This is a genomic window from Bradyrhizobium sp. ORS 285 (genome assembly GCF_900176205.1).
Lineage (GTDB): Bacteria > Pseudomonadota > Alphaproteobacteria > Rhizobiales > Xanthobacteraceae > Bradyrhizobium.
Genome location: NZ_LT859959.1, coordinates 156,382 through 178,508, shown reverse-complemented (window position 1 = coordinate 178,508; position 22,127 = coordinate 156,382). Strand labels below are relative to the sequence as shown.

Annotated in this window: 19 protein-coding genes; 6 read left to right on the top strand and 13 right to left on the bottom strand. The window is 65.5% G+C overall.

The window, feature by feature from the left end; translation table 11 throughout:
• Nucleotides 1-9 precede the first annotated feature (9 nt).
• The 7 genes from BRAD285_RS00795 to BRAD285_RS00765 form a co-directional block, all read right to left on the bottom strand.
• Nucleotides 10-1,662: a PAS-domain containing protein gene (locus tag BRAD285_RS00795; protein ID WP_006610885.1), complete on the bottom strand. Its 1,653-nt coding sequence runs from the start codon at nt 1,660-1,662 to the stop codon at nt 10-12.
• 150 nt (nt 1,663-1,812) lie between these two features.
• On the bottom strand, nt 1,813-3,465 hold the full coding sequence (locus tag BRAD285_RS00790; RefSeq protein ID WP_035645566.1) for a PAS-domain containing protein: 1,653 nt from the start codon (nt 3,463-3,465) through the stop codon (nt 1,813-1,815).
• Between the two features lie 114 nt (nt 3,466-3,579).
• Nucleotides 3,580-4,179: an AprI/Inh family metalloprotease inhibitor gene (locus BRAD285_RS00785; protein WP_006610883.1), complete on the bottom strand. Its 600-nt coding sequence runs from the start codon at nt 4,177-4,179 to the stop codon at nt 3,580-3,582.
• A gap of 92 nt (nt 4,180-4,271) precedes the next feature.
• Nucleotides 4,272-5,255 carry a 2-hydroxyacid dehydrogenase gene (locus BRAD285_RS00780; protein ID WP_006610882.1) on the bottom strand — a complete coding sequence of 328 codons (984 nt, stop codon included), beginning with the start codon at nt 5,253-5,255 and terminating at the stop codon, nt 4,272-4,274.
• Complete coding sequence (locus BRAD285_RS00775; RefSeq protein ID WP_035645563.1) at nt 5,255-6,070, bottom strand: ABC transporter permease; 816 nt, start codon at nt 6,068-6,070, stop codon at nt 5,255-5,257. The genes BRAD285_RS00780 and BRAD285_RS00775 overlap by 1 nt, the downstream gene beginning before the upstream one ends.
• Nucleotides 6,067-6,867 (bottom strand): ABC transporter ATP-binding protein, encoded by an 801-nt coding sequence (locus tag BRAD285_RS00770; protein ID WP_006610880.1) that lies wholly within the window; start codon nt 6,865-6,867, stop codon nt 6,067-6,069. The genes BRAD285_RS00775 and BRAD285_RS00770 overlap by 4 nt, the downstream gene beginning before the upstream one ends.
• 25 nt (nt 6,868-6,892) lie before the next feature.
• On the bottom strand, nt 6,893-7,894 hold the full coding sequence (locus BRAD285_RS00765; protein WP_006610879.1) for an ABC transporter substrate-binding protein: 1,002 nt from the start codon (nt 7,892-7,894) through the stop codon (nt 6,893-6,895).
• Nucleotides 7,895-8,015: 121 nt separating this feature from the next.
• On the opposite strand from BRAD285_RS00765, the gene BRAD285_RS00760 reads away from it, so the two are divergent.
• From BRAD285_RS00760 to BRAD285_RS00745, 4 genes are all read left to right on the top strand, one after another.
• Entirely contained in the window at nt 8,016-8,831 is an 816-nt protein-coding gene (locus BRAD285_RS00760) for a creatininase family protein (protein ID WP_006610878.1), read from the top strand.
• A gap of 145 nt (nt 8,832-8,976) precedes the next feature.
• The gene (locus tag BRAD285_RS00755; RefSeq protein WP_006610877.1) at nt 8,977-9,249 is read left to right on the top strand and encodes a hypothetical protein; all 273 of its coding nucleotides are present in this window, start codon (nt 8,977-8,979) and stop codon (nt 9,247-9,249) included.
• Between the two features lie 352 nt (nt 9,250-9,601).
• Nucleotides 9,602-11,584 carry a carbohydrate porin gene (locus tag BRAD285_RS00750; protein ID WP_035645557.1) on the top strand — a complete coding sequence of 661 codons (1,983 nt, stop codon included), beginning with the start codon at nt 9,602-9,604 and terminating at the stop codon, nt 11,582-11,584.
• Between the two features lie 445 nt (nt 11,585-12,029).
• Complete coding sequence (locus BRAD285_RS00745) at nt 12,030-13,340, top strand: hemolysin family protein (protein ID WP_006610875.1); 1,311 nt, start codon at nt 12,030-12,032, stop codon at nt 13,338-13,340.
• A gap of 619 nt (nt 13,341-13,959) precedes the next feature.
• Here the strand turns inward: BRAD285_RS00745 and BRAD285_RS36025 are convergent.
• Nucleotides 13,960-14,463, bottom strand: coding sequence for a transposase (locus BRAD285_RS36025; RefSeq protein ID WP_244563574.1), 504 nt, complete (start codon nt 14,461-14,463; stop codon nt 13,960-13,962).
• A complete protein-coding gene (locus BRAD285_RS36020) occupies nt 14,433-14,924 on the bottom strand; it encodes a transposase (RefSeq protein ID WP_244563573.1) in 492 nt (163 codons plus the stop codon). The genes BRAD285_RS36025 and BRAD285_RS36020 overlap by 31 nt, the downstream gene beginning before the upstream one ends.
• Before the next feature lie 769 nt (nt 14,925-15,693).
• On the opposite strand from BRAD285_RS36020, the gene BRAD285_RS00735 reads away from it, so the two are divergent.
• A complete protein-coding gene (locus BRAD285_RS00735) occupies nt 15,694-17,427 on the top strand; it encodes an ABC transporter permease subunit (protein WP_006611678.1) in 1,734 nt (577 codons plus the stop codon).
• A 14-nt stretch (nt 17,428-17,441) separates the two neighbouring features.
• Nucleotides 17,442-18,743 (top strand): AAA-associated domain-containing protein, encoded by a 1,302-nt coding sequence (locus BRAD285_RS00730; protein ID WP_006611679.1) that lies wholly within the window; start codon nt 17,442-17,444, stop codon nt 18,741-18,743.
• 11 nt (nt 18,744-18,754) lie between these two features.
• Here the strand turns inward: BRAD285_RS00730 and BRAD285_RS00725 are convergent, their stop codons facing one another.
• The 4 genes from BRAD285_RS00725 to BRAD285_RS00710 form a co-directional block, all read right to left on the bottom strand.
• Nucleotides 18,755-19,072 carry a cupredoxin domain-containing protein gene (locus BRAD285_RS00725; protein ID WP_006611680.1) on the bottom strand — a complete coding sequence of 106 codons (318 nt, stop codon included), beginning with the start codon at nt 19,070-19,072 and terminating at the stop codon, nt 18,755-18,757.
• Nucleotides 19,073-19,081: 9 nt separating this feature from the next.
• The gene (locus tag BRAD285_RS00720) at nt 19,082-19,603 is read right to left on the bottom strand and encodes a DUF4142 domain-containing protein (RefSeq protein ID WP_006611681.1); all 522 of its coding nucleotides are present in this window, start codon (nt 19,601-19,603) and stop codon (nt 19,082-19,084) included.
• Nucleotides 19,604-19,699: 96 nt separating this feature from the next.
• Nucleotides 19,700-20,383 carry an RNA polymerase sigma factor gene (locus BRAD285_RS00715; protein ID WP_006611682.1) on the bottom strand — a complete coding sequence of 228 codons (684 nt, stop codon included), beginning with the start codon at nt 20,381-20,383 and terminating at the stop codon, nt 19,700-19,702.
• A 78-nt stretch (nt 20,384-20,461) separates the two neighbouring features.
• The gene (locus BRAD285_RS00710; RefSeq protein ID WP_006611683.1) at nt 20,462-22,087 is read right to left on the bottom strand and encodes an FMN-binding glutamate synthase family protein; all 1,626 of its coding nucleotides are present in this window, start codon (nt 22,085-22,087) and stop codon (nt 20,462-20,464) included.
• Nucleotides 22,088-22,127: the final 40 nt, after the last annotated feature.

Here is a 22,127-nt window from a genome sequence, read left to right as displayed (position 1 = left end):
GGATTCGCCTCACGCTGCGGCGCGCTGATCGAGCGTGCGATCCTCGATAATGCTCAGCAGGAATTTCGGCTCATCACCGCCGATCACCACCGGCAGCCGGCGCATGACGATCTGACGCATGCCGTTGCCCGGCGTCGCGATGCTCCGGGCCTGCGGCGCCGGATCGGCCGCCTCGGCCAGCATCTCGCGATCGAGGCTCTCGAGCTGCGCGCCCGTCGGCTCCGGAAACACTTCGCTCGCCGTGCGGCCCAGGATGGCCGCGCGCCTCACGCCCAGCAGCTGCTCGGTGGCGCGATTGACGAACACGTAGCGCAAGCTGCGCGCATCCGTGGCGAGCACGGCCTGGGGAATGTTCTCCAGCAGCACGGCGAGGAAGTATTCGGCGCGCATCAGCATGCGCTCGTTGCGACGATGCACGGTGAAGTCCTCATGGGTGGCAACCCAGCCGCCGCCATCCATCGGCCGCTCCGAGATGCGGATGACGTGGTCGTCGGCCAGCTCGGTCTCGGTGATGCAGGGCCTGCGCGCCTTCATCCGCGCCATCAGGTCGGCGAGATACTGCTCGACGTCGCCGGTGAACACGCCGCTCTTGACCCGGTGGCTGAGAATGTCGCGCATCGTCGCGCCCGGCTTCGCGATGGACGCCGGCACGCCGTAGATGTTGCGATATTGCTCGTTGACGACCAGCACCGTCCCGGTCTTGTCGAGCATGATCAGGCCCTGCGCCATGTTCTTCAGCGCGGCTTCCAGGCGCCACTTGCCGGTCAGCGCGCGCTCCTCGAGCTGCTCGCGCTCTTTGGTGAACTCCGCATGCTCGCGCTCGACCTCCTGGCCCTGCAGCTCGAGTTCGCTCACACGCGAAGCGGCGTCCTGATAGGCTTCGACCGCCCTGGCCACCTGCCCGATCTCGTCGTCCCGTTTGGCATGCGGGATGACGAGCTTGATCCGTCCGCCGGCGATCCGGCCGGTGGCTTGCGCGATCTCCAACAGGGGATTGACGATCGTGTCATGCAGCAGATAGGCGGCGATGCCGGTGCAGACCATCAGCAGCGCACCGAAGGCGAACAGGGTCAGCGAGACCCATCGGCTCTGATCCGCCTTCGCCGCAATGGTACGGGACCGGCCCTCATAGATGCGCCCCAGCCGCTCGAGATCCTCGTTGAGCGCGGTACGGACTGCCCGGTTCTCATCGTTGTCGCCGAGCTCGCGGGCCGCCGTGGATCCGATCGCCAGCGTGCGCCGCGCCATCTCCCGGCGGAAGACGACGAACTGATCGATCCGGCGCTTGAACTGCGCGAACAGCTCGGCATCCTCGGCGCGGACCAGCTCCTGCCACTCATCCACCGCCTTGACCAGCTCGTCGCATTTCTGCAGCAGGGATTCGGCGTAGCGACGTGAAACGTTGCGCTCGGGCGACATGTAGATGCCGCGCGACTCCATCACGACGGCGTAGATCAGTGCATTGGCGCGCTCGATCTGCCGGTTGGCGCTGTTGGCATTTCCCAACAGCTGCGTCAGCTGGCGCTGCTCGTGAAACGAATACAGAGCCCCCGACATCAGCAGCGCGATGAGCACCGCGAAGACGGCTGCACCGCCGGAGATGCGATCCTTGACACTGAACGTGGTGAACCGCGCCTGCAGATCATGCCATGGCTTGATCATGGCTCGCTCCTCGATTTCGGGAGCTCATCGCAGCAGCAATCTCTAAATGGAGAATGGGATCGATCCCGATCCCAGAAGAAGCGCAATTAACTTGGAAAAAACTCGCCTTTCGGTCGGACGGCCAAGCTAGGCGGCATCCCGGCGCCGGCCTCACGCGGCGGCGCGCTGCGCCTGCGTGCGGTCCTCGATGATGCTGAGAAGATATTTCGGCTCGCCGGTTCCGATCGCGATCGGAAGCCGGCGCACGACGACATCGCGCGGACCGTTGCCCGGCGTCTCGATGCTGTGAGCGCGCGGCTTGTCATCGGCCCGTCCCGCCAGCTGGTCGCGTGCAGCCTCCTCCAACAGCGAGCCGCTCGGCTCGGAAAACAGCTCGCGCGGCGTACGGCCGATGATCTCGCCACGCGCAACACCGAACAGCTTCTCTGCGGCCTGGTTGACGAACACGTAGCGTATCGACTGCGCCTCCGTCGCAACCACCGCCTGCGGGATGTTCTCGAGCAGCGCGACGAGGAAGTATTCGGCGCGCGCGAGCTTGCGCTCGGCACGGCGCTGGGCGGTGAAGTCCTCATGCGTGGCGATCCAGCCGCCCCCATCCACCGGGCGCTCCGAGATGCGGATGATGCGGCCGTCCCCGAGCTCGACCTCGAAGATCTCGGGCCGGCGCTCCTTCATGCGCTCGCGGAGCGCCGCAAGAAATTCCGACGGCTTCTCCTTGAGCAGGCCGATCTTGGCGCGATGCGCGAGGATATCGCGCACATGCGTCCCCGGTTTGGCGATCGAAGCCGGAATGTTGTACAGCCTGCGGAACTGATCATTGACCATCAGCACGTAGCCGAAGCTGTCCATCATGATCATGCCCTGCGCCATGCTGGCGACCGCCGCGTCGAGCCGCTGCTGGCTGCTGATCGCGCCCTGCTCGAGCCGCTCGTGCTCGCGCAGGATGTCGGTGTATTGCCGCTCGATCTCGACCTCGTGCTGCTCGAGCTCCTGCAGGCGGAACGCGCCATCCTGATAGGTCGCGACGGCCTGCGCGACGCGGCCGATCTCGTCGGGACGCCGCGCATGCGGGATCTTCAGCTTGATGCGGCCGGCGGCGATGCGGTCGGTGACGCGGGCGATGTCGAGCAGCGGCATCAGCACGCCCCAGCGCAAGGACAGCGCGGCAGCGGCAATCAGCAGCACGATGAGCGCGCCGAGCGCACCGAGATAGAACATGACCAGGCTGCGCGTCTCCACTGTCTCGCCGAGCTCACGCATGCGGCCGTCGTACAGGAGCGACAGCTTCTCGAGATCTTCATTCAGCGCGGTGCGGACGGCGCGGTTTTCGTCGTTGTCGCCGAGCTCGCGGGCCGCGGACGACCCGACCGAGATCGTGCGGCGCGCCATCTCGGTGCGGAACGCCACGAACTGGTCGATCCGCTTGCGGAACGGGGCGAACAGCGCGGCGTCCTCGTCGGTGACCTGCGCCTGCCATTCCTCGACCACCTTGGCGAGCTGCGTGAGCTTCACGAGCTGCGAATCGGCGTAGCGGCGCGCCACGTTGCGATCGAGCGACATGTAGATGCCGCGGGACTCCATCACGACGGCGTAGATCAGCGCATTGGTGCGGTCGACATTGCGGGAGACGGAAGCGAGCTGTTCGAGCCGCTCGTAGAACAGCCGGTGCTCCCGAATCGCGGAGAGCGCGCCCAGGGTCGACAGCAGCACGAGGACGGCGAATGCCGCCGAGGCTGCAGAAATCTTGTCGTTCAGGCTGAACGACGGCAGCGACCTGTCGAACCTACGCACCAGCTCCCGCATGGCCCGCTCCCTCGTTGGAGTACAACCATCAGACGCAAGATGCGTAAACAACAAGTTCCAGTGTTTGGAACCGACGCGCAACCAATCATTAACCAATTGGATGCTGCAGAAGCCTTACTGCCGCAGCATGATCAGCGGATTGGCGCTGTCGGGCACGAGGCGCCATTGCGCGTTGTCATCGGCCTCGAACCGCCAGGTCTCGCCGCGGGCCGACATCAGCATCATCTGGCCGTGCTCGAGCCGCCACTGCGTCGGGGCGAAGGCTGCGACGGCGGGATCGCATTTCGGCTTCACGAACACCTGGAAATTGTCGTTGCCGGCCTCGGTGTTGGTCAGCACCAGGCTGCAGACCACGGCGCCATTGCCGCGCACCATGGCCCAGTCGCCGATCATCTGGTCCATCGACTTGGCGAGCGAGCGCGCCGCGGCCAGGTTCTGCAGGATGTAGACGCCCTCGCCCTGGCGCAGCCCCTCGAAGATGCCGGCCTCGACCTCGGTGAAGTCGATCACCGCCTCGCCATTGGCCGACTGCAGGCTGACGATGTCGCCGAGCCCCTTCACGGTCCAGCCGCTAATGTCCTTGGTGAAGGGCAGCGCGGTGGCGCAGGCAGGCTCCATCTCGAGCTTCATTCCGCGCGAGGCCGCGTCGGGCTTGAACGTCATGACGCAGGTCTTGCTGCGCTCGGTGGTCGCAAGCTCCCACTGCCCGATCATCGACTTCTTCAGGTCGGCGGCGTCCTGCGCAACGGCAGCGACGCTTGCGACCGAGGACAGCAGCGCGATCAGCAAGGGGAGCGAGCGTTTCATCAGCGGCCTTTCACCGGCGTTTCCGGAACGGGCGTCAGCGGCGGCTTGCCGGCAAACCAGACCTTGAGGTTGTCGACCACCAGCTGATCCATCGCGTTGCGGGTTACGATGGCAGCCGAGCCGATGTGTGGCAGCAGCACGACATTGTCCATCGCCTTGAGCGCGTCCGGCACCGCCGGCTCCTTCTCGAACACGTCGAGGCCGGCCGCGAGAATCGTGCCGGACTTCAGCGCGTCGACCAGCGCCGCCTCGTCGATCACCGAGCCGCGGGCGACATTGACGACGACGCCGCGCGGCCCGAGCGCCTTCAGCACCTCGGCATTCACGATTTTGTTGGTCGAGGCGCCGCCGGGCACGATCACGACCAGCGTGTCGACATCCTTCGCCATCTGCAGCAGGTCGGGGTAGTGCTTGTTGGCGACACCCGCGGCCGGATTGCGCGAGTGGTAGACGACCGGCACCAGCGAGGCTTCGAGGCGGCGCGCGATCGCCTGGCCGATGCGGCCCATGCCGACCATGCCGACGGTGCGGTCGCGCAGCGAGCCGACGCTGAGCGGATACGGCTTCTCGCTCCACTCGCCCGAGCGCACGAAGCGGTCGGCCTTGATGAACTCGCGGCAGGTCGCGATCAGCAGGCCGAGCGCAACGTCGGCCACCTCCTCGGTGAGCACGTCCGGCGTATTGGTGACGACGATACCGTGCTGGCCGGCATGCGCGGCTGCGACGTGATCATAGCCGACGCCGAAGCTCGCGATCATCTCCAGCTTCGGCAGCATCGCCATGACGGCGGCGTCGGTCTTCACGGTGTGGAAGGTCACGGCGACGCCGCGGATCCGGCCCCTCACGTCCGCCGGCAGCGCTTCGAGATCGGCCTGCGTCGTCGCATGGTGCACGTTGAAGCTGTCCGGGAACCCCTTCTCCAGGATCGGCCGCAGCGGCCCATAGATCAGAACATCGATCTTCTCAGACGAAGTGGCCGCCATCAGTTATCCTTTCCAAGAGCACTTTCGTGCCAGCGCCGCAAAACGAGGTGCGAAACTAGCGCCAGCAAGCCATAGATGACAATCCCGGCGACCGACAGCAGCACCAGTGCTGCGAACATGCGAGGTATGTTGAGTCGATAGCCGGATTCCGCGATGCGATAAGCAAGCCCCGATCCCGCACCGGCGCTGCCGGCCGCGATCTCGGCGACGACGGCGCCGATCAGCGACAGGCCGCCGGCGATGCGCAGGCCGCCGAGAATGTAGGGCAGCGCCGCCGGCAGCTTCAGATAACGCAGCGTCTGCCAGCGCGAGGCGCCATAGAGCTGGAACAGGCCGGCAAGATTGCGATCGACCGAGTTGAGGCCGAGCGCGGTGTTCGACAGCACCGGGAAGAAGCCGACGATCCAGGCGCAGGTCACCACCGCGGTCTGCTGCGGCAGGTAGATCAGCAGCAGCGGCGCGACCGCGATGACGGGCGTCACCTGCAGCACCACGGCATAGGGAAACAGCGCCCATTCCAGCCAGCGCGACTGGTTGAACAACAGCGCCAGCGCGATGCCGCCCAGCGCGGCCGCGATGAAGCCTTCGAGCGTCGTGATCAGCGTCGTCAGCAGCGACTGCGCCAGAATGTCCCAATCGGCGATCAGCGTCTTCAGCACCAGCAGCGGGCCCGGCAGCACGTAAGGCTGGATGCCGTTGATGCGCACCACCAGCTCCCACGCCGTCATCGCGGCGATGAAGACCACGGCCGGAAACGCCAAGCTGACCAGTCGCGCGCTGGAGACGAACGCGTTGCGCTCCCGCACCTCGCTCACAACGCATGCACTCCGGTGTAGGCCGGCGCCAGAGCGTCCGAGACGCGGCGGCAATACGCTGCATAGTCGGCCGAAGCGCGGAACGCGTCATCGCGCGCATCAGTCTCGATCGGTATCTCGGCGTTCAGCCGGCCGGGCCGGGCCGTCATCACCAGCACGCGCTGCGACAGGTAGACGGACTCGAACACCGAATGCGTCACGAACAGCACGGTCATGTTGAGGCTGCGCCACAGCGCCAGCAGATCGTTGTTCAATCGAAAGCGCGTGATCTCGTCGAGCGCGGCGAACGGCTCGTCCATCAGCAGGATGTCCGGCCGCGTCACCAGCGCCCGCGCCAGCGACGCCCGCATCTTCATGCCGCCGGACAGCTCGCGCGGAAACGCGTCGGCGAAATCGGCGAGCCCGACCTGCGCCAGCGCCGCATCGATCCGCGGCCGCGCCTCCGCCGCCGGCACATGCGCGAATCTCAGCGGCAGGCCGACATTGTCGCGCACACTGGTCCAGGGCATCAGGGTGGGCTCCTGGAACACGAAGCCGATGCGATGGCCCGGATGCGTCGCCGACGATGCCGCGGCGATCTCGAGCGTGCCGCTGCTCGGGCCGGCGAGCCCCGCGATCAGCCGCAACGCCGTCGACTTGCCGCAGCCGGACGGACCGAGCAGCGAGACGAACTCGCCCTTGCCGATCGAAAGATCGATCGGCCCGAGCGCGGCGACGCCGGACTCGTAGACCTTGGTGACGGCACGCAGCCGCACCGCGACATCGGCGGCACGCGGGGCCGAAGGGGATGAACTCATCTGCGGGATCGTTCGATCACGCGTCCTACTGCTTCGGCCTGAGATCGACGCCGACGCCCTTGTTGACGAAGCGCAGCGTGTAGGACTTGCGATAGTCGATCGTCGGCTTGACCACGCCGGCGCGCACCATCTTGTCGAAGAAGCTGGTGATGCGCTCCTCGGTCATGGCGCCGATGCCCTTGTCGAGGCTGTCGCCGGAATCGACGATGCCATACTCCTTCATCTTGGCGACCGAATAGGCCAGGAGATCATCGGTCATCTCCGGGTTCATCTTCTTGATCAGCGCATTGCCGGCGGAATTGTCGCCGTAGATGTAGGTGTACCAGCCGATGATCGAAGCATCGACGAAGCGCTGCACCAGGTCCGGCTTGCTCTCGATCAGGTCGCGCCGGGTCTCGATCAGGGTCGAATAAGTGTTGAAGCCGTTGTCGGCCAGCAGGATCACGCCCGGCTTGAAGCCGGCTGCGCGCTCGACCGCGAACGGCTCGGACGTGACATAGCCCTGCATCGCGCTCTGCGGCGTGGCGATGAACGGCTGCGGATTGAAGGTGTAGGGCCGGACGTTCTTCTCGGAGAAGCCATATTCCGACTTCAGCCATTGATAGTAGCTGGAGATGCCCTCCTTGGAGACGAACATCGTCAGCGGCTTCAGCTCCTCGAGCTTGGTGACCTTGGACTCCGGGTGCGTCAGGAACACCTGCGGGTCCTTCTGGAACATCGCCGCGATCGACACCACCGGCACGTTGTTGGCGACCGCATCGAACGCCATCAGCGTATTCGCCGCCATGAAGAACTCGATCTTGCCGGAGATCAGCAGCATCCGGTTGTTCTCGTTCGGGCCGCCCGGCACGATCGTCACGTCCAGCCCGTAGCGCTTGTAGGTGCCGTCGGCGACGGCCTGGAAGAAGCCGCCATGCTCGGCCTCGGCCACCCAATTGGTGCCGAACGAGACCTTGTCCAGGGTCTGGGCCTGGGCGGTCCCCGCCATTGTGCCCAAAGTCCCCCCGATGACCAGCCATGCCGCCATTAACGTTCGCGACAGAAGCGATTGCGCCATGCCTGGTCTCCCCGGTTCTTTCTGGCTGAACATGTTAAGATCGTCCGGTGATAACTACCCTGCCCGACGGACGAAGGAAACTACCCGCGCGATGACCGTGCCGCCCCGCGATTGGACCGAACTGAGCTGGCCTGCATTGGGAACGCCGGAGGCGGCGAGCTGGATCGCAGTGCTGCCGCTTGCCGCCACCGAGCAGCATGGCCCGCATCTGCCTGTTGGCACCGACGTCTACATCGCCGACGCCTATCTCGCCCGCGTCCGCGCGCTGCTGCCGCCGGCCCTGCCGGTGACGGTCCTGCCGGTGCAGCCGGTCGGGATCTCCACCGAGCACATCGATTTTCCGGGCACGCTGACCCTGCCGACCGTGACCGCGCTGCAAAGCTGGCGCGCGCTCGGCGACAGCGTTGCACGCGCGGGCATCCGCAAGCTCGTGATCGTCACCAGCCATGGCGGCAACAGCGCCGCGATGACGCTGGTGGCGCAGGATCTGCGCGCCGCGCATCGCATGCTGGTGGTGACGACGTCGTGGTCGCGCTTCGGCGCCCCCGATGGGCTTTTCTCCGCAGACGAGCTGCGTCACGGCATCCATGGCGGCGCGGTCGAGACCTCGATCATGCTGGCGCGGCATCCCGCGCTGGTGCGCACTGACGCCATCGCCGATTTCGTCTCCTCGGGCGCGGCCATGGAAACGCGCCACCACGTGCTGTCGACGCAACGCCCCGCGCCGCTGGCGTGGCAAACGCAGGATCTCAACGCGAGCGGCGCCGTCGGCGACGCCACGCAGGCCTCGGCCGAGAAGGGCGAGCGCGTGCTCGACCACGGCGCGCGCGCCTTCTGCGCGCTGCTCGAAGATGTCGATAACTTCGACGTGAACACGCTCCGCGCAGGCCCTCTGCCAAGCCTCTGATTCGGCGACAAGCCCCTGCAACAACTAACAAATTCGAAGCGCCGCCGGACCACGCCGGTGCGATTCGAACCGCTTTCGAAAAGGCTCCGTCCAATTGGCAAGCGACCAGCAACCGGCCGCCCCAACGCACAACAGGAGCCTTGAGATGTCGATCAAGTCCAAGCTTGCCGCCGTTGCGCTCGCCGCACTCGCCGTCACCGGCAGCATCGCCGCGACCTCCACGCCGGCCGCCGCCGGCGGCTACCATCATCACTGGGGGTGGGGCGTCGGCGCCGGCCTCGTCGGGGCCGCGGTCGTCGGCAGCGCCATCGCCGCCAGCAATGACGGCTATGGCGGCGGCTATCGCTATTGCCGCTGGGTGCCGCAGTACAACATCTACGGCCAGTATGTCGGCCGCGTCCGGGCCTGCGGCTGTTGATACCGGCCTTGGTCTTGGCCCCGGCCGGCCCACGCCCGCCGGGCCGAACGCGCAGCCTCGCTCTTCGCCGCCCGAGCGGTCCCACCTTCGCCATCCGAGTCTCGACAGCCCGCCCGGCGTCCCGGGCGGGCTGTCTGTTGCCTGAACATCACACCTCATCACGGACATGCACGCCAATCGCGCGCATCTTGCTGTTGCGACTTAATCGCAATATAAATCATCCCCAAATTACCGTAGCTCGTCCACATTTCTGATCGAAGTTCGGCTACTCCGTAATCTTCTCGTGACTGTGCGCGGGCAATCAGGTGTGACTTTGCCCGTCGTGTGCTTCTGCCTTGGGGAAACTGCCGCCATGATCCGCTCGAACTGCACCCCGGAGATGATCCTGGCCGGCGCCGTGATCGCCGCGCTGGCGGCGCCCGCTGCGGCCGCCGACTTGCCGGTCAAGACCCGGGTGGCGCAGACCGTGTTCGACTGGACCGGGCTCTATGTCGGTGGCCATGCCGGCTACACCCGTGACCACGCCCGGGCGACCCTGACCGATCCGAGCGGCAACATCAGCGCCGGCAGCCGGTTCAGCGGGCTCACCGGCGGCGTGCAGGCCGGCTACAATTGGGTAACCCGCTCGGGCCTGCTGCTCGGCCTGGAAGGCGACTTCAGCTTCCCGAACTATCTGACATCAAACCACACCGTCGCGATGCTCGGCACGCCCGGCTCGAACGTGTCCGAGCTGTGGGACTACGTCGCCACGGCGCGCGGCCGCGTCGGCTACGCCCAGGGCGACTGGCTGGTCTATGCCACCGGCGGTCTCGCCTTTACCGGCGGTCGCTTCATCAACACGACGGCGACCGCCAACGAGAAGCTGCTCACGACGCGGCTTGGCTGGGTGGTGGGCGCCGGCATCGAGCGCGGCTTTGCGCCGCACTGGAGCTGGCGGCTCGAATATCTCTACAACCGCTTCGAGAATGGCGGCGTCAACTTCTCCAACGGAGCCAACTACACCTCCGCGCTGGATTTCCAGACCCTGCGTGTTGGCCTCAACCGCAAGCTCGATTTCGCTGGTGGCCCCGAGCTCAAGCTCAAGAACGATCCGTCCGACACGGAGTCGGACCGCTGGGAGATCCACGGCCAGTCCACCGTCATCGGCCAGGGCTATCCGGCCTTTCGTGCGCCCTACACGGGGACCAACAGCCTGACGCCGGCGCGGCAATTCCAGGAGACCTGGAGCAACAGCCTGTTCATCAATGCACGGCTGTGGGACGGCGGCGAGGTCTACTACAATCCCGAGCTGCTGCAGGGCTTCGGCCTCAGCAACACCGTCGGGCTCGGTGGCTTCTCCAACGGCGAGGCGCAGAAGTCCGACTTCCCCTACCCGCACTACAACACGTCGCGGCTGTTCCTGCGCCAGACCTTCGGCTTCGGCGGCGAGCAGGAGCAGCTCGGCTCCGGCCAGCTGCAGCTCTCAGGCAAGCAGGACATCTCGCGCCTGACGTTCCAGATCGGCAAATTCCCCGTGCTCGACGTGTTCGACGGCAACGCCTACGCCAAGGATGCGCGCAAGGACTTCATGAACTGGTCGGTGTGGGCGCCCGGCGCCTTCGACTACGCCGCCGACAAGCTCGGCCTGACCTATGGCGCGACCGCCGAATTGAACCAGAAGAACTGGGCGCTGCGCACCGGCTACTTCCTGGTCGACGCCACCTCGAACTCGAACAATTTCGACATGAACGTGTTCCGGCGCGGCGAATACGTGCTCGAGCTGGAAATGCGCTATCAGCTGTTCTCGCAGCCGGGACACCTGCGCACCATCGGCTGGTTCAACAGCGTGTTCTCCGGCAGCTATCGCGAGACGCTCGACAATCCCGCGCTCAATGCCGACATCACCCAGACCCGTCGCGGCCGCAGCAAATACGGCTATGTCGTCAGCTTCGACCAGGCGCTGTCGGACGAGCTCGGCCTGTTCGGCCGCTGGAGCTGGAACGACGGCAAGACCGAGATCATGGCGTTCACCGACATCGACAACAGCCTGTCGCTCGGCGCCTCGATCAAGGGCAATCGCTGGGGCCGCCCCGACGACACGATCGGCATCGCCGGCGTCACCAACGGCCTGTCGGGCGATCACCGCGCCTTCCTCGCCGCCGGCGGCCTCGGCCCCCTGATCGGCGACGGCGCGCTGAACTATCGCCGCGAGACCATCATCGAGGCCTACTACGCCTATTCGATCAACAAATACCTGACCTTCACGGCCGACTACCAGTTCGTCAACAACCCCGCCTACAACGCCGACCGCGGCCCGGTGTCGATCTTCTCGGGACGTCTGCACGGCGATTTTTGAGGCCGAACCGCCCGAAGCGAGCGCGGTCGCAAGTAGGTCTGCAGCTGTATCCTCACGCACCGTCATTGCGAGGAGCGAAGCGACGAAGCAATCCAGAGTCCCGCCCACCACTCTGGATTGCTTCGCTACGCTCGCAATGACGCCGTGGAGCCAGTAACGCCTCGCCAAACTCCAGTGTCGTCTCGGCCTTGAGCCGGGACCCATACCGCGGACGCTATCGAGGAACGTCACTGCCAGTTGCCTGCCTCATTTCAGCCGGTGGCTATGGGTCGCGGCTCAAGGCCGGGACGACAGCGAGTGTGACGCACCGCCAACGGCCCAGATCGACCAGCATTCCGACCGCAACCGCCATGCGCGCACCGCAACGCGGCAATGGGCGGCGGCCATCCCCATATGCTAGGAGCTGTCTCCGTTCCCGCCCGTCCGGGCGCCACATCAGGTCGCAATGCTGTCCGCCGAACTCGCCATCATCGTCGTCCTCATCGTCGTCAACGGACTGTTATCCATGTCCGAGCTGGCCATCGTGTCCTCGCGCCCCGCCCGGCTGGCGCTGCTGGCGGAAAAGGGCGTGTCCGGCGCGCGGCGGGCGCTGACCTTGGCCTCCGATCCCGGACGCTTCCTGTCGACCGTGCAGATCGGCATCACCCTGGTCGGCGTACTCTCCGGCGCCTTTTCCGGCGCCACGCTCGGCCAACGGCTGACGCAAACGCTGCTCGAGCTGGGATTGTCGGCCTCGGTCGCGGACATCGTCGGCGTCGGCCTCGTGGTCACCATCATCACGTATGCCACCCTGATCGTCGGCGAGCTCGTGCCGAAGCAGGTCGCGTTGCGTGATCCCGAGGCGATCGCGGTGCGGGTTGCGCCGGCGATGCAGCTGCTCGCCAAGGTCTCGCTCCCGCTGGTGGTCCTGCTGGATGTGTCCGGCAAGCTGATCCTGGCGCTGCTCGGGCGCTCCGGCGAGGCTGAGGAGAAGGTGTCTGAGGCCGAGATCCATCATCTCGTCCGCGAGGCCGAGACCGCCGGCGTGCTCGAGCCGGGCGAGAAGGAGATGATCGCTGGCGTGATGCGGCTCGGCGACCGCCCGGTCGGCGCCATCATGACGCCGCGCCCGGAGGTCGATGTCGTCGATCTCAACGATGACCCCAAAACGATCCGCGAGCTGCTCGCCAAGAGCCCCCATTCGCGCCTGCCCGTCTCAGACGGCGAGCGCGACCGCCCGATCGGCGTGCTGCAGGCCAAGGATCTGCTGGCGGCCTATTTGCGCGACGAGACGCCGGACTTGCGCAGCCTGGTGCGCGAAGTGCCGATCATCCCCTCGACCGTCGATGCTCGCGACGTCATCGCAATCCTGAAAGTGGCGCCGGTGCATATGGGCCTGGTCCACGATGAATACGGCGCATTCGAAGGTGTCGTGACGGCAGCCGACATTCTCGAATCCATCGTCGGCGCGTTCTCCTCGGAGGAAGGCCCACCTGAGCCCGCCTGCGTCCGCCGCGACGACGGTTCGCTGCTGGTCTCCGGCTGGATGCCACTCGACGAGTTCGCCGATGCCCTCGCCATCGAAGTGCCGCCGCATCGCGGCTATCACACCGTCGCGGGTCTGGTGCTACAGCACTTCGGCAGCGTGCCCGAGGTCGGCCAGAGTTTCGAGCTCGACGGCTGGCGCTTCGAAATCATCGACCTCGACGGCCGCCGCATCGACAAGATCCTGGCCACGAAGCTCGCGCCGGACGGCGCCGAGCCGAATGTGGGGTAGGTGAGCGCCTGCTCTTTCCGCCCGAACGGTAGGCTCCCTCTCCCCGTTCTTCACGGGGAGAGGGTCGGGGTGAGGGGCAGCCACACGGGCGGTGCGAACTATTAGCACCGGCCCGTGAGTCCGATAGACCTGCAATGCAGCTCCACTTGTGCCATGCCCCTCACCCGGATTGCTGCGCAATCCGACCTCTCCCCGCAAAGGGCGGGGAGAGGTTGCACTGAGCCCACCGCGCTCTACGTGCCACAAACAATTCTTCGATGTCCGATTCGCCCGTCGGGCGGAGTGCCGATCTCCAACACGGCGGCAGAGGGCTAATGCAGCCCTCTGACAGCCTGCGCCAAAACACTCATTTCCGTTGCGCGCCCAACACGAAGCCCCGTTTCAAGATCCTCCGCGAAAAATAAACCGCTTCCGAAAATCATAACTTCCGTTCTATCCTCCCTCCGTTCCGGTCCTGATGAGCAACTGTGCTTTCGAGGTAGGCCGGCGAACGGCCGGCCTCAAGGCTGGCGCGAGACGCGCCCCCGCCTTCGGCGGCTGAAGGCCTTGACCCCGTCCGCTCGCCGTCCTGTTGGCTTGGCATGCGCTCGGTCGTGAACCGAGCGCATGTGGCGCTCGATCAGTTCATCGCAACGCGCGGCTGCGTGGGATTCCATTTTTCGCCGCGGGCGATCATCGTGTTGAGGATGATGATCAGCTTGCGCATACAGGCGATGAGGGCAACTTTCGGCTCTTTGCCCTTGGCGATGAGGTGTTCATAGTAGGTCTTGAGCACCGGATTATGCTGCGTCGCTGCTCCGAGGCAGGGAAGGAACAGGCCGTTTCTCACCCAGCGCCGACCTCCCTTGATGTGGCGCTCGCCTCGGCGCTTGCCGCTGTCGTCGTCGTAAGGGGCAACACCGATCAGGGCAGCGGCGATCCTATCACTCACCTTGCCGAGTTCCGGCGCTCCTGCGATGAGGAGCGCGGAGGTCATGCCGGCAAGCCCCGGCACACTTTCAATGATCTCGGCGCGCTCGGCAAATTCCGGCGTCGCCTTGACCCTGGCGAAGATCGCAGCCTCGAGCTTCGCAATCTGGGCCGCGAGCGTCTTCAACACCTGGGAATGGGCCTTCTGCGCCAATCCGGCACAACATGCTCGTTCTGGTTCTGCAAACGGGTTTTCAGATCCATCAGGTTCTTGCGCGCTTTCACCAGCCCCGCCAGTTCCTCGCGTGCAGCATCGTAGGTCTGGCTCGGTGCCTCATCGAACGTCTCGGCGAACCAGGCAATCATCTCCGCGTCGATCGTGTCGTTCTTCGCCAGTCGCCCCGCCGACAAGGCGAAGCTGCGAACCCGTTTGGGATCAACGATCCGCACCTCTATCCCGGCCTCGCGCAGCGCCTTGGCCCATTCGCGCTCATAGCCGCCGCTGGCCTCCATGACGACCTTGGTCACCTTGTGCTTGCGAAGCAAGGCCACCAACTGGCGATGCCCAAGCGAACTGCTCGGGAATGTCTGCCGTACTCCGAGTTTCCGAATGCAGCCGTCCACCTTGTCCTTGGCCACATCGATACCAGCGACACCATTTGCGATCTGTGTCATCATCCACTCCCTTCCTTGCCTTGTATGGGCTCGAAGCCCTTGCAACTGTTCGGGTTGAGGAAGATCACCGGAGCTGTCCCTCGCTCTGATACAGGCTCTGCCGCGTTTGGGGCGTAACGGGCTCAGATCCAGCGACGGGCGGTTTTGCGAGAACCGCCCGTTCGCACATTCTGGCAGATATCGCGTACACAAGGGGCGTACGCGTCGTCACGAACGTTGGGCCGGCAATGCGATGGACGTGATGGCGGCGCTGGACGAGCGCTGGCATCACGGACGGCGAAATCGTGTGGTCCTGACCTCCCGACGCTGAGGTCCGCGGCAGCGCGCGTAACGCGTGTCGTCGCCACGGTGGCCAGAAAGCCCGGCGCACCGAGGAGAGCACGTATAAGCCGTTAAAACCGATCGCGCAGGGAGGGCCGGGTCTGTCCGGCTGAACCTGTGGTACCTGCCGCCTGCACTTTTTTCCGCAGGCGGGCCACGGGCCTCAGTCGAGGTCCGGCCTTCCCTGCGCCCTCACAAGTCCCGAGGGCCGACGACAGGCACAGCCCGGACAGAAGATGTCGCGGGAACGTGAAGACGCGGCCCGCATATCCTTTGATAGGCCGGTCGAGACCGGAATTCCCGGTCGTCAGCGCTTGAAATCAAACCATCACAGAGGGCACTTAGGGTGCGGATTCGGCCGGCCGCCAGCCGGCACGACTAGCCCTCAAGGCCATGACGAGGACCCGTCCGCAGCCAATGGCTGCGGCCGCCGAGACGAGACACGCCGATGCTGCTTCAGGACATCAGGACCACCGTGCTGCGCGAGGCCGTGCGCCCCAACATCTGGGACGTCGTCGCGCTGATCATCGTGGTCGGTGCGATGGTGCTGATCGTCTATGGCGGCGAGCAGACCACGCTGCCGCTGTCGGCGCTCGACACCGCGCCGGTGTCGCTGGACCCGTCCAACCTGCCGCTCTATGCGCTACGCACGACGCTCCGCATGCTGCTCGCGATCGTCTGCTCGCTCCTCTTCACGTTCGTCTACGCGGCGCTCGCGGCGAAGAGCCGCCGCGCCGAGATCGTGCTGATCCCACTGCTCGACATCCTGCAATCGGTGCCGATCCTCGGCTTCCTGACCTTCACCGTCGTGTTCTTCATGAACCTGTTCCCGGGCAAAGTGCTGGGCGCCGAGCTCGCCTGCGTGTTCGCGATCTTCACCAGCCAGGCCTGGAACATGACCTTCAGCATGTACCAGTCGATGCGCAACGTGCCGAAGGACCTGGAGGAGGCGACGCGCAGCTTCCACCTCTCCGGCTGGCAGCGCTTCTGGCGGCTCGACGTGCCCTATGCGATGCCCGGCCTGATCTGGAATGCGATGATGTCGATGTCCGGCGGCTGGTTCTTCGTCGTGGCGTCGGAGGCGATCACGGTCGGCAACACCACAGTCACTTTGCCCGGCATCGGCTCCTATGTCGCGCTCGCGATCCAGCAGAAGGATCTCGCCGCGATCGGCGCCGCACTGCTGACGATGCTGCTGGTGATCACGGCGTATGACCAGCTACTGTTCCGCCCGATCGTCGCCTGGGCCGACAAATTCCGCTTCGAGCAGACCGCGTCAGGCAATCCGCCTGTTTCATGGATGCTCGACCTGTTCCGGCGCACCCGCGCGCTGCGGTCGATCTCGATCCCGTTCGCGGCGATCAACCGCTCGTTCTCCAACCTGCGCCTGAACTGGCCGCAGGCCTGGAGCGCTCCGGTGCGCCACGCGCCGCCATCGCAGCTCGTCGACGGCCTCTGGCTCGCCGTGGTCATTCTCGGCTGCGCCTATGCCGGCTGGAAGACCTATCTCTATCTCTCGGCGACCCTGGCGCCGTCGGACGTTCTCTCTGCGCTCGGCTACGGCCTGATCACGCTGGTCCGCGTCGCCGTACTCATTGCGTTGGCCTCATTGATCTGGGTGCCGGTCGGCGTCTGGATCGGGCTGCGGCCCAAGCTCGCCGAGCGCATCCAGCCCTTGGCGCAATTCCTCGCCGCCTTCCCGGCCAACCTCGCGTTCCCCGTGTTCGTCGTGCTGATCGTGCGCTACGGACTGGACGCCAATGTCTGGCTCAGCCCGCTGATGGTCCTGGGCACGCAATGGTACATCCTGTTCAACGTCATCGCCGGCGCCAGCGCCTTCCCGACCGACCTGCGCGAGGCGGCGGCGAGCCTGCACCTCACCGGCTGGCGCTGGTGGTTCAAGGTCGTGCTGCCGGGTGTCTTCCCGTATTACATCACCGGCGCCATCACGGCCTCCGGCGGCTCGTGGAATGCGGCGATCGTCGCCGAGGTGGCGAGCTGGGGCGATACGCATCTGACGGCCTCAGGCCTCGGCGCCTATATCGCTGATGCCACCGAACGCGGCGACTTTCCGCGCGTGGTGCTCGGCATCGCCGTGATGTGCATTCTCGTCACTCTGTTCAACCGGCTGCTGTGGCGGCCGCTCTATGCCTTCGGCGAACGCCGGCTGCGGCTCGGCTGACCGGGAGAATTGTCATGCGCGACCAGGTCAAGAATACCTCGCTGATCGAGATCAAGAGCGTCAGCCGGATGTTCCCGAAAGGCAGCGGCGAGGATCTCGTCGTGCTGGAGAAGGTCGATCTCACCATCCGCGCCGGCGAGATCGTGGGCCTGCTGGGGCGCTCCGGCTCGGGCAAGTCGACCTTGCTGCGCATCATCGCGGGCCTGGTGTCGCCGTCATCGGGCGAAGCCAAATGCCGCGGCGAGATCATCGCCGGCCCACCGCGCGGCGTCGCCATGGTGTTCCAATCCTTCGCGCTGTTTCCCTGGCTGACGGTGCTGCAGAACGTCGAGCTCGGCCTGGAGGCGCTCGGCATCGACAGCGCCGAGCGGCGCAAGCGCGCGCTGGCCGCGATCGACCTGATCGGCCTCGACGGCTTCGAATCCGCCTTTCCGAAGGAGCTGTCCGGCGGCATGCGCCAGCGCGTCGGCTTCGCCCGCGCCCTCGTCGTGCATCCCGACCTGCTGCTGATGGACGAGCCGTTCTCCGCGCTCGACGTGTTGACCGCGGAGACCTTGCGCACCGACCTCGTCGATCTCTGGACCGACGGAAGGCTGCCGATCAAATCGGTGCTGATGGTGACGCACAACATCGAGGAGGCGGTGCTGATGTGCGATCGCGTGCTGGTGTTCTCCTCCAATCCCGGCCGCGTCGCCGCCGAGTTCAAGATCGACTTAGCCCATCCGCGCAACCGGCTCGATCCGGCGTTCCGCCAGCTCGTCGACAGCCTCTATGCCCGCATGACGCAGCGGCCCGAGCCGAAGCTGCCGAGCACCGCCAGCGCCGGCGTCGGCATGGTGCTCAGCCACGTCTCCTCGAACTCGATCTCCGGCCTGATCGAGGCGCTCGCCGGCGAGCCGTACAAGGGCCACGCCGACCTTCCCGTGCTCGCCGGTCACCTGCAGCTCGAAGTCGACGAAATCTTTCCGCTCGCCGAAGCGCTGCAACTGCTGCGCTTCGCGCATCTCAGCGAGGGCGATCTCACCCTGACCGAAGCCGGCCGCCGCTTCGCCGACCTCGAAACCGACGACCGAAAAAAACTGTTCGCCGCGCACCTGATGGAGAACGTGCCGCTGATGGGGCTGATCCGCCGCGTGCTCGACGACCGTCCCTCGCACGCAGCCCCCGCCGCCCGCTTCCGCATCGAGCTCGAGGACTACATGTCCGAGCAATATGCCGACGAGACCCTGCAGACCATCGTCTCCTGGGGCCGCTACGCCGAGCTGTTTTCCTACGACGAGCAGTCGGAGACCTTCAGCCTGGAGAACCCGCATTGAGCCTTCGGGCATCATGGCGCGATCGCCAGGGCCGCCTTCATGTTCGGATGAAAGCGACAATAATACTCGACCGTGCCTGCCTTCTTGAGTACCGAGCTGACCGTCCTGCTCGGCGGCAGCGTGACGTCGAAGTCGCCATTGCGCGCGGTGGCCGTATGCGCCAGCGCGTCCTTGTTGACCCATTCGACGGTGTCGCCGACCTTGGCCGAGACCGAGGCTGGCGAGAACGCGAGCTTATCGATCGTAATCCGGATCGTGGCCGCGCGCGCCGGAACGCTCACTGCAACGAGCGCAAGCAGGCTCATGAAAGCAATACGTCCCGACCGCATGGACTGCTCCTACTTCAGATCCGCCGCGACATGCTCGGCGTGCTGCTGGTGCCCCTGGAACAGCTTGAGGCCGGTCTGCAGCAGCTCCTTCAGCTCGGGATTGCTCGCCGACGGAATGAGCTGGGTTTCCAGCGCGCCGTTCACGGTCTTGTGGTAGGCGACCTCGTTGGCAATGTAGGCCTTGTCGAACTCAGCGCCCTTGAGCTTGCCGAGCTCGCTGAGCTTCTCGGCCGCCTGCTTCGACAGCGCACGGCTGGTGTCGTTGTCCTCCGGCGTGACCTTCAGCTTCTTGACCAGAGCGAGGGCCTGTTTGTTGACCGCCTCGTGGTCGCGCACCATGCCTTGGGCAAACTCCTTGACCTCTTTGTTGCTCGCGTTGTCGAGCGCCTGCTTCGCGGCCTTGATGTCGATCTCGCCGGCCGTGTAGGCGATATGAGCGATCTGTGGGTCGCCGAGCTTGGCACCTTGCGAGAACGCAACGCTGCTCGTGAGGCAGAGCGCGACGGCTGTCGCAGTGATATGCTTGAACATGACTTCAATCTCCTGTGTCGCCGGATCTCGTCGCCGGCGGGTGAATGGCTGCACAGGGATTGGATGAAAAATATCGGCGGACGTTCCCAGGAATCTTCAGGCCGGGAATCCGAGACGCGCGAGCACCGCATCCGTCAGCCGCTCGCAGCGATGGCCGGCAAAGGGAAACGCGTCCAGAAGGACGGGGCCGATCTCCTTCTCGACGTTCTCGCGCAGCATGGCGCGGGCGCGATGCAGCCGCGTCTTCACGGTCTCGGGCTTCAATCCGAGCAGGTCCGCAGTCTCTTCGATGCTCATCTCCTCGATCACGCGGGCGATGAAGACGAGCCGGAACGGCTCCGACAGCTCATCGATGGCCCGCTCAACCACTGTCTGGACCTGGCGCTGCGCCATGGACTTCTCCGGGTCGCTCGACGTCGAAGGGAATTGGATCACCTCGGCCGCCGGCCTGTCCTCCCGGTCCACATTCAACTGCAGGACGGGCCGCTGCCCGCGCAGCCGTCCCATCGCCTCGTTCATCGCGATGCGAACCAGCCACGTCGAGAGGCTGGATTGGCCGCGAAACGCGTCCAGATGTGTCAGGGCACGCAGATAGGTCTCCTGGACCACATCCTCGGCCTCACTGTCGTTGCGCAAGATGCCGCGAGCAATCCGGAACAGGCGGCGATTATTGGCCTGGAGGATGGCACGGATCGCCGCCTCGTCACGGGCTTTCGCCCGTTGGATCAGCTCATTCTCGCCAGTCGCAGCAAGGGCCGCCGTCGCCGTGGTCCAAGACATGATCGATCATCCCAACTGAGCACACCTGCCTTAGATGGGGTTGGGGCTCGGAGGTTCCCAAAAAAGTTTGGGCTGGCCTCACTGTACCGCCGCGAACGTATCAGGCCGCGCCATCGCCCAGGCATCGCGAAAGCGGACATCCTGGGTGCCCTCGAGCAGTTCGCCCTGGCGCAGCGATGGATACAGCTTGGCGAAGGAGGAGACCTCGGTGGTCGACGTCCGCTGTGAGAAGTGGATCGGACGCAGGTCCTGCGGATGCTCCAAGCCGGCGGCGGCGAGCAGCTCGGTCAACGCATGCAGGGTCGCGTGATGATAGTTGAACACGCGATCGATCTTGTGCGGCACGACCAGCGCGCGGGCGCGCGTCGGATCCTGCGTCGCCACGCCGGTCGGGCACTTGTCGGTATGACAGCTCAGCGACTGGATGCAACCGAGCGCGAACATGAATCCGCGCGCCGAATTGCACCAGTCGGCGCCGATCGACATGGCGCGGGCCATGTCGAAAGCGGTGGCAATCTTGCCGGAGGCGCCGATCTTGACACGATCGCGGATGTTCATGCCGACCAACGCATTGTGCACGAAATTGACGCCCTCGCGCATCGGCATGCCCAGATGGTCCATGAACTCCAGCGGCGCGGCGCCCGTGCCGCCCTCATTGCCGTCGACGACGATGAAGTCGGGATAGATGCCGGTCTCCAGCATCGCCTTGCAGATCGCCAGGAACTCCCAGGGATGGCCGATGCACAGCTTGAAGCCGGCCGGCTTGCCGCCCGACAGCCGGCGCATCTCGCCGATGAACTGCATCATGCCGATGGGCGTCGAGAACGCGCGATGCGCCGGCGGCGAGATGCAGTCCTCGCCCATCGCGACGCCGCGGATCTTGGAGATCTCCTCGGACACCTTCGCCGCGGGCAGCACGCCGCCATGGCCGGGCTTGGCGCCCTGGCTGACCTTGAGTTCGACCATCTTGATCTGCTCGGTCGCCGCAACGCGCGCGAACGCATCGGGATCGAAGCTGCCGTCACGGTGACGGCAGCCGAAATAGCCGGAGCCGATCTCCCAGATGATGTCGCCGCCCATTTCGGCGTGATACGGGCTGAAGCCGCCCTCGCCGGTGTCGTGGGCAAAGCCGCCGCGCTTGGCACCGCCGTTCAGCGCGCGCACCGCGTTGGGGCTCAGCGCGCCGAAGCTCATGGCGGAGATGTTGAACACCGAGGCCGAATACGGCTTGGTGCATTCGGGCCCGCCGATGGTAATGCGGAATTTCTCCTCCGCATGCGGCTTCGGCGACACCGAATGGTGCATCCATTCGTAGCCCTCGCGATAGACGTCCTCCTGGGTCCCGAACGGGCGCTTGTCGAGCACCATCTTGGCGCGCTGATAGACCACCGCGCGGGTGTCGCGCGAAAACGGCATGCCGTCCTTCTCACTCTCGAAGAAATACTGCCGCATCTCCGGGCGGATCTCCTCGAGGATGAAGCGCAGATGCGCGGAGATCGGGTAGTTGCGCAGGACCGCGTGGCTGCTCTGCAGCAAGTCCCGGACGCCGAGCGCAGTCAGTGCCCCGAAGATCAGCAACGGAATGAGAACGAGATCGAAGATCTTGCGGTCGTAGATGCCGAGGACGAGCAGCAGGGCGGTTGCCGTGGCGCAGATCGTCAGCACGATGTAGCGCGGCGAGAACGGAAGCAGCAGCGTGTCCATGGAAGGCCTCGGAACGGGTCGTGGACGGTCAGCAATGACA